General features: G+C 67.9%; 12 protein-coding genes and 1 pseudogene. 9 read left to right on the top strand and 4 right to left on the bottom strand.

Features of this window, described 5'->3' with window-relative positions; genetic code table 11:
• Window positions 1-158 precede the first annotated feature (158 nt).
• The 4 genes from AC1D2K_RS03035 (at window position 159) to AC1D2K_RS03020 (ending at window position 2785) form a co-directional block, all read left to right on the top strand.
• Window positions 159-1232, top strand: a complete 1074-nt coding sequence (locus tag AC1D2K_RS03035; protein ID WP_478086214.1) for an NAD(P)-dependent alcohol dehydrogenase — start codon at window positions 159-161, stop codon at window positions 1230-1232.
• Between the two features lie 84 nt (window positions 1233-1316).
• Window positions 1317-1826, top strand: a complete 510-nt coding sequence (locus AC1D2K_RS03030; RefSeq protein ID WP_478086213.1) for a helix-turn-helix transcriptional regulator — start codon at window positions 1317-1319, stop codon at window positions 1824-1826.
• A gap of 14 nt (window positions 1827-1840) precedes the next feature.
• Window positions 1841-2479, top strand: a complete 639-nt coding sequence (locus AC1D2K_RS03025; RefSeq protein WP_478086211.1) for a nucleotidyl transferase AbiEii/AbiGii toxin family protein — start codon at window positions 1841-1843, stop codon at window positions 2477-2479.
• Between the two features lie 177 nt (window positions 2480-2656).
• The gene (locus AC1D2K_RS03020; protein WP_478086210.1) at window positions 2657-2785 is read left to right on the top strand and encodes a hypothetical protein; all 129 of its coding nucleotides are present in this window, start codon (window positions 2657-2659) and stop codon (window positions 2783-2785) included.
• Window positions 2786-2865: 80 nt separating this feature from the next.
• Here AC1D2K_RS03020 and AC1D2K_RS03015 read toward each other — a convergent pair whose 3' ends face one another.
• Together AC1D2K_RS03015 and AC1D2K_RS03010 are read right to left on the bottom strand one after the other, a co-directional pair.
• Window positions 2866-3957 (bottom strand): FUSC family protein, encoded by a 1092-nt coding sequence (locus AC1D2K_RS03015; protein ID WP_478086209.1) that lies wholly within the window; start codon window positions 3955-3957, stop codon window positions 2866-2868.
• A 9-nt stretch (window positions 3958-3966) separates the two neighbouring features.
• Window positions 3967-4557, bottom strand: a complete 591-nt coding sequence (locus tag AC1D2K_RS03010; protein ID WP_478086207.1) for a MarR family winged helix-turn-helix transcriptional regulator — start codon at window positions 4555-4557, stop codon at window positions 3967-3969.
• A 268-nt stretch (window positions 4558-4825) separates the two neighbouring features.
• On the opposite strand from AC1D2K_RS03010, the gene AC1D2K_RS03005 reads away from it, so the two are divergent.
• A complete protein-coding gene (locus AC1D2K_RS03005) occupies window positions 4826-5161 on the top strand; it encodes a hypothetical protein (RefSeq protein ID WP_478086206.1) in 336 nt (111 codons plus the stop codon).
• A gap of 322 nt (window positions 5162-5483) precedes the next feature.
• On the top strand, window positions 5484-7184 hold the full coding sequence (locus tag AC1D2K_RS03000) for a M30 family zinc metallopeptidase (protein ID WP_478086204.1): 1701 nt from the start codon (window positions 5484-5486) through the stop codon (window positions 7182-7184).
• Between the two features lie 132 nt (window positions 7185-7316).
• Here the strand turns inward: AC1D2K_RS03000 and AC1D2K_RS02995 are convergent, their stop codons facing one another.
• Both AC1D2K_RS02995 and AC1D2K_RS02990 read right to left on the bottom strand, forming a co-directional pair.
• A complete protein-coding gene (locus tag AC1D2K_RS02995; RefSeq protein ID WP_478086203.1) occupies window positions 7317-7688 on the bottom strand; it encodes a hypothetical protein in 372 nt (123 codons plus the stop codon).
• Window positions 7689-7701: 13 nt separating this feature from the next.
• A pseudogene (locus AC1D2K_RS02990) lies at window positions 7702-8053 on the bottom strand (MBL fold metallo-hydrolase); the annotation flags it as partial.
• A gap of 36 nt (window positions 8054-8089) precedes the next feature.
• Here AC1D2K_RS02990 and AC1D2K_RS02985 point away from each other — a divergent pair.
• From AC1D2K_RS02985 to AC1D2K_RS02975, 3 genes are all read left to right on the top strand, one after another.
• The gene (locus AC1D2K_RS02985) at window positions 8090-8398 is read left to right on the top strand and encodes a YgaP family membrane protein (protein WP_478086215.1); all 309 of its coding nucleotides are present in this window, start codon (window positions 8090-8092) and stop codon (window positions 8396-8398) included.
• A gap of 242 nt (window positions 8399-8640) precedes the next feature.
• Window positions 8641-9243, top strand: a complete 603-nt coding sequence (locus AC1D2K_RS02980) for a HEAT repeat domain-containing protein (protein WP_478086201.1) — start codon at window positions 8641-8643, stop codon at window positions 9241-9243.
• 199 nt (window positions 9244-9442) lie between these two features.
• The gene (locus tag AC1D2K_RS02975) at window positions 9443-11785 is read left to right on the top strand and encodes a fatty acid cis/trans isomerase (protein WP_478086199.1); all 2343 of its coding nucleotides are present in this window, start codon (window positions 9443-9445) and stop codon (window positions 11783-11785) included.
• Window positions 11786-11804 lie beyond the last annotated feature (19 nt).

Below are 11804 nucleotides of genomic sequence, written 5' to 3'. Positions count from 1 at the left end.
CACCTACTGGCCGTGGATGGGCTACATGACGTCCAAGGGCTGAAGGCTTCGGCGCGGGCCTGGCGCCGGCGGCGTTTTTCTCGGTCGTTGTTGCGCGAGGTCAAGCCGGCGTCACGCGCATCGCGTCCAATGGACGGACTGAAAGAAAGGGTCTTGCCATGAAGAAAATGAAAGCCGCCATCTTTGTCGAAAAGGGCCGCATCGTGCTCGACGAGAAGCCGATTCCCGACGTCGGTCCGCTCGATGCCCTGATCCGCGTCACCACCACCACGATCTGCGGGACGGACGTTCACATCCTCAAGGGCGAGTACCCGGTCGAGCGCGGCCTGACCATCGGCCACGAGCCGGTCGGCGTGATCGAGAAGCTGGGTTCGGCGGTCGCCGGCTTCCAGGAGGGCCAGCGCGTGATCGCCGGCGCCATCACGCCCAGCGGCCACAGCTACGCCTGCCTGTGCGGCTGCGGTTCGCAGGACGGCGTGGGTACCCGGCATGGCTTCAAGGCCATGGGCGGCTGGAAGTTCGGCAACACCATCGACGGCTGCCAGGCCGAATATGTGCTGGTCAAGGACGCCATGGCCAACCTCAGCCCGATCCCGGATGGCCTCACGGACGAACAGGTGCTGATGTGCCCGGACATCATGTCGACGGGCTTCTCGGGCGCCGAAAGCGGCAAGGTGAGGATCGGGGACACCGTCGTGGTCTTCGCGCTCGGGCCCATCGGCCTGTGCGCGGTCGCCGGTGCGAAGCTGATGGGCGCCACCACCATCATCGGCGTCGACACGGTGCGCGCGCGGCTCGACGTGGCCCGCAGCCTCGGCGCCGACCACGTCGTGGACTTCAAGCAGGGCGATCCGGTCGAACAGATCATGGCGTTGACGGACGGGCGCGGCGTCGATGTCGCGATCGAGGCGCTCGGCACGCAAGGCACCTTCGAGTCGTCGCTGCGCGTGCTGCGACCGGGCGGCACGCTGTCCAGCCTTGGCGTGTATTCGAGCGATCTGCGGATTCCGCTCRGCGCCTTCTCCGCCGGCCTCGGCGATCTGAAGATCGTCAGCACGCTGTGCCCCGGCGGCAAGGAGCGCATGCGCCGGTTGATGGACGTCGTCGGTTCGGGGCGCGTGGACCTGAAGCCGTTGGTCACGCATCGCTTCAAGCTCGACGACATCGAGGCGGCCTACGAACTGTTCGCCAACCAGCGCGACGGGGTGCTCAAGGTGGCCATCACGCCGTGAGCGGGCGTTCGATCTTGTCTCGCTGCACCCGTCTGAAAGTCAAATATATTTGACATCATTGACGGCGATGGCTAGGCTCAGACCATGTCTGCGATCTTCGAACTCGGCGCTGCCGTGCGTGTCCGCCGCTCTGACATGGGGTTGACCCAAATGACCCTGGCCAGGCTCAGTGGCCTATCGCGCGCGACTGTCAACCAGGTGGAAAAGGGAACCATCAAGGACTTGAGCATGACGAGGGCCGCCAAGCTGCTTGAAGCACTCGGATTGTCCGTGACGATCACGGCCCCGCGCTCGCGAAGCAACCAGGCTGAAGGCGGAAAGAGTCACGCGTTGGACATCGCCGCGCGGACTGCCAGCGTCAGCTACAAGGTACCCCTAAGCCCGCCCAAGTTGCGTGATGCCTTGATCACCGGCTCGGTGCCGAAGGGTTTGCTTCCCCACATGCATGCCTTGCTCGACGAGGCACCCGTCGCCTTGCTGGCTTCCGTGGTGGAGCAACTGCATAGGGAGGAGCGGGTGGATCGTGCGCAGGTTTGGAAGCACATGCGCGAACTGGCCCACGATCTCAAGAGCAGCCGCGAGCTTTGGCAATGAGACCGCTGCCTGACATGAGCAGGCCCGGCGTGTGGATGGAACTCTTCCCCCACGCACTCACTCTGATGGACCACCTGGAGAGCCACTTTCATCATCCGTGGTGGACCTTCGGCGGCGGCACGGTGTTGATGCTCAGGATCGGCCATCGACAGAGCAAGGACATCGACCTGTTCGTGAACGATCCCCAGTATCTCGGCTATCTCAATCCCCGCCTCAGCGAGGTCGCAGAGCAGATCAGCACGGACTACGAAGAGAACTCGGAGTTCATCAAGCTATACCTGCCGTCGGGTGAAATCGACATCGTGGTGGGTACGCCATTGACCGACCGGCCCTTCGATGTGGTCTCGTACGCTGGACATGAAATCAAGATCGAGACCTGCGCCGAAATCATCGCGAAGAAGATGTGGTACCGCGGTTATCACGCAAAGGCCCGTGACCTTTACGACTTGTGCGCGGTGGCTGACGCGGAGCCCGATGCAATTCAAGCCGTTGCGCGATTTTTGAGCAGGCATGGTGCGACGTTTCTGATGCGCCTGCATGAGAGGTCCGAACTGGCGGAGGCGGAATTCGATGCCATCGACGCCATTGGGTTCCGGCGCTCGTTTGCCGACTGCCTGTTGCAGGCCCGACGAATCATCGAGCCGCTGCTGTAGCGGGAAATGCAGGGGAAGGGCGCCTGCAGGTGACGAGTTGAACGAATTCAGATTGAAGATATGCTCGCCGCGTACCCGTCGACATCGATGCGCCTGATGATGAAGCCGTCGATCTGACGCTGTTTCGTCCGCGGCATGAGCGCTTGATCTGGAGCCGACCTGCATGACTTTCGAATCGTGAGAATCACCCGCGCGTCCGAAGCCCTGCTCGCGCTGCGGGAGGGGCGTATCTGGAAGCTACTGGCTGCCGACCGCCTGCCATGGGAGTTCGCCGTGGAGGCGGTGCAGAGCGTCTTGGATTCTTGATGGGGCGGCTCTGCGGGGAAATCAATCATTCACCGCTTAGGGAGCGCGCAGACGCCCCGCCAGAGGCTCGCAAGGGCCTGCTAGCCGGGCCGCGTCCTGGCATGATGCGCCGCCAGGTGGGCCCGGTCGTCCAGCGTTGAAAACACCACCGCGAACGCAACGCCGATCAGTGCGCCCAGCGCCGTGTCGAGCACGCGCGTGAGGGGCATGCCGACGGCGGCCGAAGGCGCCGCGAGAGAGGTCATGAGCAGGGCCATCGGCGTGACGCAGACCAGGCCGAAGACATAGTTGAAGCCGATCACCAGTTCGGTGATGAACTGCAGCACGACCACCGCCAGCAGCACCAGCCAGAAGGACGGATGGTTCGCCAGGATGACCCAGGCGATGCCCGAACCGACGAGGGTGCCGATCGTGCGCTGCACGGCGCGATGCATCGTGACGTGCAGGTGGCTGCCTTGCAGCACCGCCGTCGCGCCGATCGCCGCCCAGGCCGGATGGGACCAGCCGGCGGCAAGGGCCAGCAGCGCCGCGATGGCCGCGCAGCACGCGATGCGCGCGGCTGCGATCAGCTGAGGCCCCGTCGGCGGGGCCGCTTCACGCAGCTCGACGACGGGCGCCGATGCCTGTGCGCGCAGCCGGTCCGTCAGGCGGCAGACCAGCCAGGCGATGGCCGCGCCGGCCGCCGTGAAGATCGTGCGTTCGGCCACGGTGCGCCAGCTCTCTGCGGGCCCGACCGCGGCGCAGGCCGCGAAGACGAAGATGACGGCCCCGGGGGCGCCGATCCGCCATCGGCCCACCAGTGCGCTCAGGATCCCCGCCAGCACCGCCAGGCACAGCAGCATCGTCGCGGGCGCGGCGCCTGCCTGCGCGACCAGCGAAAGCAGTCCGACCGATGCGGTGAGCAGCACGCCCGACGTGGCGACGATCGCCAGGCGCCGTCGGCCCGGTGCGAAGCGGCCGAAGAGCGCGGCCAGGGCGCCCAGCGCGGGAAAGCCTTCGAGCTGCGCCCAGGGCGACAGGTGGGTCGCAGTCACGGCGATCAACACCGCCAGGGACGTCTGCATGCCGGCCACTGCGGCGTTGCGCAGCGAGGGCGGGGTCGCGAGGGTGAAACTCTCGCGGATGCGGGCGGCTGCCAGCAGATGGCGGATGGACGCGCGGCGGGTGGTCATGGGTGTCCTTCAGCCCGCTGCGGCGATCCGGGCTTCGATCTTCTCGAAGGCGCGCAGCATGGCTTGCGCATCCCCATCCTCGACGTCGGCCAGCAATTCGCTTTCGATGGCTCTCAGTCGTTTGCGAATGGAGGCCACGGTCCGGCGTCCGTCCGCCGTCAGGTGCACCAGCTTGACGCGGCGGTCGACCGCGTGGGGGCGCCGCTCGATCAAGTCCTGTTCGACCAGGATGTCGAGCAAGCGGACCAGGCTGGAGCCGTCGAGCCCGACCGCCGCGGCCAGTTCGCTCTGCGAGATACCGTCGCCGAGCTCGTGCAGATGGACCAGGGGTGCCCAGGTGGCGTCGCTCAGTCCGGCGGACGAAAGGCGGGCATCCAGCGCCTGGCGCCATCGCCGGGCGAGACCGACCAGGCGGATGCCGATGCGGTGATGCAGTTCGGAAGAGGTGTGTTCCATGATCTTGATTTTATCAAAATCATTTGAATTCAAACGAGTTGGGGATTTGCCGGCGAAGAGGGGCTCGTCGTCGTGTCGTTGCGCGAGGCGTGGGAATGAAAAAGCCCGCTCGGGGCGGGCTTTCGGGAATGTGGCCGTGGGCACTTACGCGACCCACGTTACGGCAAATGTTCACTTGCGGAAGTCACCTGTCGTTTTTCTCGTCGTGGTGGCTTCGACGCGCCGGCGTGAGATGCGGCTTGCCTGCGCAGGCAACCGAAAGAGGCCAAGGCATTTCGGGGAGGGCAGACTATACCAGAGACTTCGATTCCCGGTTGCGGCAGGCCTTTGCGACCCCCCGGAATAGGGTGAGCGGGCCCTAGTCCATTTGGACGGCTTGTAACCAAAAGTGTTATTAGTCATAATGCCTTACATGCACTCCACCCGCTCACCCCAACTGCAGTGGTCCACCAAAGGGCTGCTGGGCGTTCTTCGAGCCAGCTTGCCCTCGGGCGGCCCGCAGGCAGGCCGGACGGTCCAGGCGCCGCGGCCGGCGCGAACCGTCAATGACCCGCCGGAGCCCTTGAGCGTCGACGAGTTGAGCGAGGTCGCCAAGAACTGGCGCAGCCGGGCAGGGGACGACGAGGATCGCGCGGACACGGTCGCCCAGGCGCTCGAGTCGCTGGCCGACTATCGCCGGGCTGCGGCGGCACCGCGCAGCCGGGCCCGCATCGTCGGGCAAAGGATCTCGGAGTTCATGCGGCTCTAGGCGGCGCAGGCGCGGCGGACGCGCCACCGTGAACACGAAAAGCCGTTGCGGGTCCGGGACTTGCGACGGCTTTCCTGTTTCCGCTCGGGCCTTGCGCAGCGTCGGTGGCGCGGCATACGCGTGCGCTGCGTCGCGCCGTGTCGCCGGCGACCGAACCGCGCCCTGAATATTTCTCCGCATCGGCCGATAAGCATTGGCAACCCGAGTTTCCGAATGCCGATCTGTCGCGCATTCCTCCGGGCTGTGCAGCGTGGAGCCGGCCTTCGATTCCACGCCGCCCAACGGTCGAACGAGGAAGAGAAAGATGCGCTGCAGGTCACGAGTGGAATTGTTTCGGGGCGCGGCCGCCATGGTGGCGGTCGCCGTGTCGCTCGCGGCCTGCGGTGGCGGAGGAGGTGGTGGCGGCGGTGGCGGTGGCGGCGTCATCGCGGCGCCCGCCGCCGCGGCGCCGCCGCCCGCGGAGGTGAAAGCGGCGGACGGTGTTGCGATCACGAGCTCCTGCACGTCGTGCAGCGCAGTCGACGTCAGCACCTACTCGGGTTCGGGTACCGGCGTCTGGCAGGGCATCAACAAGTCCCAGGCCCCCACCGACATCCCGCTGTCGATCTCCGGTCTCGCCGGCCAGACCGTGACGCTGGTGTTGACGAACGAGAGCGCGCAGAACCAGACGCTGGCCGGGATGGTGCTGCGTTCCAACGCCGAACGCAGCATCGCGCCGAGCAAGGCGATGGTGCAGGGCGACAACGCCAGCGACAGCATCGAAGCGCAGAAGCTGGCGATCGGCGAGTTCAACCGCGCGGGCTTCGGTGAGCTGCTGGGCCCGGCGTCGAAGACTCCGTCCCAGGTCTCCAAGTCGATGGCGCCGTCGGCCGCCTATGCCGTCAACGATCAGCGCAGCATCTACCTCCACGACCGCTCGCAGCGCACCGTGAAGCTGGCCGTCCAGCGCGCCGCGAGCGACGGTACGCCGATCAACCTGTGGGTCGAGGCCAGCGAACTGAGCCCGTCGCGCATCACGGCCGAACTCGCCCAGCGCATGGAAGACAAGTTCGCCGCCCCCGGCGGCATCTACGACATGCTGGTGCGCACCGGCGGCCCGCTCTGGGGCGGGCACGCCTTCAGCGAGATGGTGTCGGGAAGCGGCCAACCCATCGACATCTACTTCGTCAATTTCGACTCCAACGGCAAGCCGTATGGACTCATCGGCTACTTCTGGGGCCTGAACAACTTCAAGAAAGGCGCAGGCGACCTGGCCTACACCAATGAGTCGCTGAGCCTCTATCTCGATTCCGAATCGCTCTACCTGGATGGCGAGACCGGTGTGAAGCAGATTGCAACCACGATGGCGCACGAAGGCATGCACATGCAGAACTTCTACCGCCGCGGCGTGAAGATGGGGTCGAAATACACCTTCGACGTCTGGCTCGAGGAGATGTCGGCGCTGATGATGGAGGACTGGGCGAGCTTCAGCATCGATGCCAGCCACAACGCCATCCGCGATTCGCGCTTCCCGTACTACCTGGCCTACAACGGATCCGGCAGCTACAACTGCACGCTGTCCGAGTGGACGCCGATGGGCGCCAGCTGCGAGAGCTACGCGCTGACCGGCTCGTTCGGCGGCTTCCTGAATCGCCAGTTCGGCCTCGATTTCTACAAGGCGCTGCTGAACAGCACGGGCAGCGAGGACTCGATCGCGATGCTGGACGCTGCCATCAAGTCGAAACGGCCGGGCTCCGGCGTGGGCGAGGAACTGCGCCGCTTCTCGGCGACCGCGGCCGGCGTCATTCCCCTCGGCGCGGGCATCGCCGAGTACAGCATGCCGGCGCGCAGCGAAGGCGGCTTCAGCCTGCCGGCGATCGACCCGTCGAGCCTGGGCCGCAGCAGCCGGGCGCTGCCGCAGGCGGTGCCGGACCTGCTGCACAAGCTGGGCAGCTTCCCGGTGGCGCGTCCCAACGTGTCGGGCACCTACGCGGAGACCGTCCGCGTGCCGGCCGGGACGACGCTCACGGTGGTCGTCAACTAGGGGCCGCAGGCCGCCTTGGGGCGGCCCGGCGCCGGAGCCGGCTGGCGCGCGCCGAGGGGGTGCTGCATGGCGTGTTCCCTCGGCGTCCGGGGTCAGGTGCCCGTCGTCCGCGTCACCGGCCGTGCAGTCGGGTCACTTGCCCTTGACCGCCGCCACCGTCGCGCACGTGTTCCCCGGCTCGACCGAACGGAATCTCTCGATCACCAGATGCTCGCGCGGCGGCCCTTCCATCGACTCGCGGACTTCGAGCCGGCCGTCGAAGTTGACCAGCAGCGGTGCGGCGGGTTCCTTGCGCCACGCGAGGTAGCTGCGCTGCAGCGCGACGGCGTCCGCGGTCATTGCCACCGGCCAGCGCTTGCCGCTCGCGCTGTCGGTGAACAAGGCGGCATCGGCGAAATAGACGAAGTCGCCGCGCCAGTGCGCGGGTTCGGCATGCAGGCTGGCCGCCAGCGCGGCAAGAAGGACGCAGGCGCTTCGCTTCGCGATCGGGAGCTGTCGTGTCATCCGTGTCTGCCTTTCATTCCGTGTCGTTCGGGCCCGCGATCTGCAGCGGGATCTTGAGGTAGCGCACGCCGTTGGATTCTGCCTCGGGCAGGCGGCCGGCGCGGATGTTCAGCTGGATCGACGGCAGCAGCAGCGTCGACGCCGGCAGGGTCGCATCGCGCTGCTGCCGCATGGCGACGAAGTCATCCTCGGCGATCCCGTCGTGGACGTGGACGCTGTGCGCGCGCTGCGCCTGCACCGTGGTCTCCCAGCGGTAGTCGTCGCGCCCCGGCGCCTTGTAGTCAATGGCACATGAAGAGCCGCGTCTGCGGCGGCAGGGCCAGCAGGCGGCGGATTGAGTGGTACAGCGTGCGCGAGCTGCCGCCTACTGCCGTTCGGGCAACCGGACCCGGATCAATGCGGTGGCGCTCGGTGCCTGCGCGCCGGGCGATGCCTACGTGCTCGAAGGCGGGCTCGACGGCTGGAAGAAAGCCGGCCTTCCGGTCGTCTGCGACGCATCGCAGCCGCTGGAGCTGGCGCGGCAGGTGCAGATCGCCGCGGGCTCCCTGATCGTGGCCGGGGCGGTGCTGGGCGCGACCGTTTCGCCCTGGTTCCATCTGCTGTCCGGTTTCGTCGGCGCAGGCCTGGTGTTCGCAGGCGCCTCGGGCTTTTGCGGAATGGCGCGGGTTCTCCTGAAGATGCCGTGGAACCGGAAGGCGCTCGCCGTTTGAGCCAGGCCACTCCATCGGCCTCGGCGCGGGCGCGCCATGAAGCGCGGCCCATCGGCACGTTGTCCTGACGCGAATGCAGGGGGATGATGCCGAGCAAGGAGCCATGCGATGAGACATGCGATGGAACGACAGCCCGGGACGCCACGCGCCGGCGTGCCGCGCTTCCTGCCACGCGGGGTGGGGCGCGAAGCGGATTCGCTGGAACATGCATCGGAGCGGTCGGCGCCGGTGTCGAGGGGACCATGAGCATGGCGCGAGGCGATCTCGGCGGGCTCGATGCGGCCGATGCCACCGACCGCGGGCGCGCGCTCGCCACGCTGGTGGTGGCCGGCCGGGCATCGACGCCGGTGCTGCTGCGCGCACTCCACCACGGCGACGCCGGCGTGCGCGAAAAAGCGGCGCAGGGGTTGGCGGAGATTGCCGATCCGGCGGCCACCGACGCCCTGCGTGCCGCGGTCGCCGACAGCGACCCGCTGGTGCGTGGGCGCGCCGCCCAGGCGCTGGCGGCGATCGGCGCGCCCGATTCGCTGGACGCGCTCGCCCGGACCTTCGATGACCATCCCGACCTGCTGCGTGCGCCGCACACACTCGCCACCCACGTGCTGACCGCACGTGGCGTCGATGCGCTGCCGGTGATCGCGCCGCTGCTGGACGCGCCGCTGCCGCTGACCCGGCAGCGCGCCTTCGCGGTGCTGCAGGCCGTGGTGCCGACGCTGCCGGGCGTGGCCGACTGGGCCAGCGTGTGGCGCTCGCTCGGCGCCTACGACCCGAACGGCGCCGATGTCGCCGCGCGCAGCGTCGCGGCGGCGCAGTGGCGGCAATGGATTGCCGCCCGCTGCGTTTAGTTGCCCCCACGCTCCCTCACTTCGTGTGGTCGCTGCCCCCCAAGGGGGAGTCAGCAGGCCGCCCGTCAGCGCRAAGCGCGGACTTCGCCGCGCCGGCGGCCCGGCGCCGGCCTGAGCCCCCACGCTCCCTCACTTCGTGTGGTCGCTGCCCCTCCCCGGGTACATTTCTCGATCCACAGCCTAAGTCGAGAGCACCCGCATGCGTCGTGTCGCATCCCTGATCCTGATCCTCCTGGTCGCCGCATGCACGACGGTGGCCCTCCACCGCTTCGATGAACTCTACGGGCCGGCCGACCCGAAGCGCTTCGACCACCCGCTGGCACCGCCTGCGGGCGAGTCCTACGCCCAGACCATCCAGCCGATCCTCGATCGGCGCTGCGTGGTCTGCCATGCCTGCTACGACGCGCCCTGCCAGCTCAAGGCCACGGCCTGGGAAGGACTGGCGCGCGGCGCCAGCAAGACACCGGTCTATGACGCCTCGCGGCTGCTCGCGGCGACGCCGACGCGGCTCTTCGTCGATGCCGAGCAGCCCTCGCAATGGCGCGAGAGAGGCTTCTTCCCGGTGCTCAACGAGCATGCGCCCACGCCCGAGGCCAACCGCGCCGCCGGACTGATGCACCGGCTGCTGATGCAGAAGGAGAAGCACCCGCTGCCGACCCGCGGCATCGTCGGGGGAGGGCTCGATTTCTCGGTCGGCCGCGAGGCGATGTGCCCGGCCGGCGCCGAGATCGACGACTACGAGCGCAAGATGCCGCTCGGTGGCATGCCCTTCGGACTGCCGGGCCTGAGCCCGTCCGAGCTGGGCGTGCTGACCCGCTGGATCGAGCGCGGCGCGCCCTACGAGGGCCCGCCGGCACCGACGCCGCTGGCGCTGCAGCGCATCGCGCTGTGGGAGCGCTTCCTCAACGGCGATTCGCTGAAAGAGCGGCTCTTCAGCCGCTATGCCTACGAGCACCTGTTCCTTGCCCACCTCTACTTCGACGACGACCCGGAGCGCCGGTACTTCAAGCTGGTGCGCTCGGCCACGCCGCCGGGCCAGCCGGTGCAACTGATCGCCAGCCGGCGGCCGGTCGACGATCCCGGCGTCGAGCGCGTCTACTACCGCATCGTGCCCGAGCGCGAGACCATCGTCGCCAAGACCCACATGCCCTACGCGCTGGGCGCCGGGCGCATGGCCCGCTGGCGCGCGCTGTTCCTCGATGTGCCCTATGCGGTCGATCGCCTGCCGGGCTACAGCGCCGAGACCGCGGCCAATCCCTTCGCCACCTTCGCGGCGCTGCCGGTGAACGCGCGCTACCGCTTCATGCTCGACGAAGCCGAGTTCACGATCATGGGCTTCATCAAGGGCCCGGTGTGCCGCGGCCAGATGGCGCTCGATGTCATCGAGGACCGTTTCTGGGTGGTCTTCCTCGCACCTTCGCAGCGCAACGACCAGGCGCAGGCCGACCTGCTGGCCCGCGATGCCAACCTGCTGCGCCTGCCCACCGGCAGCAGCAACGAGGCGGTGGTCACGCCGTGGCTCGAATACGCACGGCTCGAGAACGAATACCTGCGTGCCAAGTCGGAGCATCTCGCCCAGAGCCTGGGCGGGCCGGAGAACCTCGACCTGCGCCTGATGTGGGACGGCGACGGCCGCAACGACAACGCCGCGCTGACCATCTTCAGGCACTTCGACAGCGCCAGCGTGGTCAAGGGCATGGTCGGCGACGCGCCCAAGACCGCCTGGGTCATCAGCTATACGCTGCTCGAGCGCATCCACTACCTGCTGGTGGCCGACTACGACGTCTTCGGCAACGTCGGCCACCAGCTCAATTCGCGCCTCTACATGGACTTCCTGCGGATGGAGGGCGAGTTCAACTTCCTCACGCTGCTGCCCAAGGCGCAGCGCATCGCGACGCGCGACCTCTGGTACCGCGCCGACAGCCAGGCCACGCGCGAGCAGGTGTACGGCGGGCCGTCCACCACGCTCTCGGTCGACAGCGGCATCCGCTACCGCACCGGCGACGCCCGGCTCGAACTGCTGCAGATGATGAAGACCCGGCTGGCGCGGGTGTTGCCCTCGGAGTTCGAGCTGAACCGCGCGGCGCCCGCATTGCAGGCGCCGCTGCGTGAACTCGGTGCCGTGCGCGGCGCATCGCTGCAATGGCTGCCCGAGGATGCCGCGCTGGTGGTGCAGGCGCCGGGTGCCGCGCCGGCCACCTTCAGCCTGCTGCGCGACACCGCGCATGCGAGCGTCTCGCACCTGCTGGACGAGCGCCGCGAACTGCGGCCCGACGAGAACACGCTGACCCTCGTGCCCGGCGTGATCGGCGCCTATCCCAATGCCTTCTACCGGATCAGCCCGGAGCAGCTGCCGGCCATGGCCGACGCCATTCGGAAGCTGAAGTCCGAGGCGGACTACGCAGCCTTCTCCGAACGCTTCGCGGTGCGCCGCACCGACCCCGGCTTCTGGGCCGTGAGCGATGCGCTGGTCGAGCGCTATCGCCGCGACCAGCCGATCCAGGCCGGCATCCTGGATCTGAATCGTTTAGAGAATCGATGACCGTCGCTCGCCCTTGCGG

The sequence above is a fragment of the Variovorax sp. P1_H12_2 genome (genome assembly GCF_056405335.1).
The sequence above is the reverse complement of the archived record's forward strand: the minus strand, read 5'-3'. Positions and strand labels throughout refer to the sequence as shown.

Excerpts from the sequence above, each read along its gene's own strand:
- AC1D2K_RS02980 (WP_478086201.1), top strand. The coding sequence starts at position 8,641 with ATGAGCATGGCGCGAGGCGATCTCGGCGGGCTCGATGCGGCCGATGCC.
- AC1D2K_RS03015 (WP_478086209.1), bottom strand. The coding sequence starts at position 3,957 with ATGACCACCCGCCGCGCGTCCATCCGCCATCTGCTGGCAGCCGCCCGC.
- AC1D2K_RS02975 (WP_478086199.1), top strand. The coding sequence starts at position 9,443 with ATGCGTCGTGTCGCATCCCTGATCCTGATCCTCCTGGTCGCCGCATGC.
- AC1D2K_RS02995 (WP_478086203.1), bottom strand. The coding sequence starts at position 7,688 with ATGACACGACAGCTCCCGATCGCGAAGCGAAGCGCCTGCGTCCTTCTT.
- AC1D2K_RS03030 (WP_478086213.1), top strand. The coding sequence starts at position 1,317 with ATGTCTGCGATCTTCGAACTCGGCGCTGCCGTGCGTGTCCGCCGCTCT.
- AC1D2K_RS03005 (WP_478086206.1), top strand. The coding sequence starts at position 4,826 with ATGCACTCCACCCGCTCACCCCAACTGCAGTGGTCCACCAAAGGGCTG.
- AC1D2K_RS03025 (WP_478086211.1), top strand. The coding sequence starts at position 1,841 with ATGAGCAGGCCCGGCGTGTGGATGGAACTCTTCCCCCACGCACTCACT.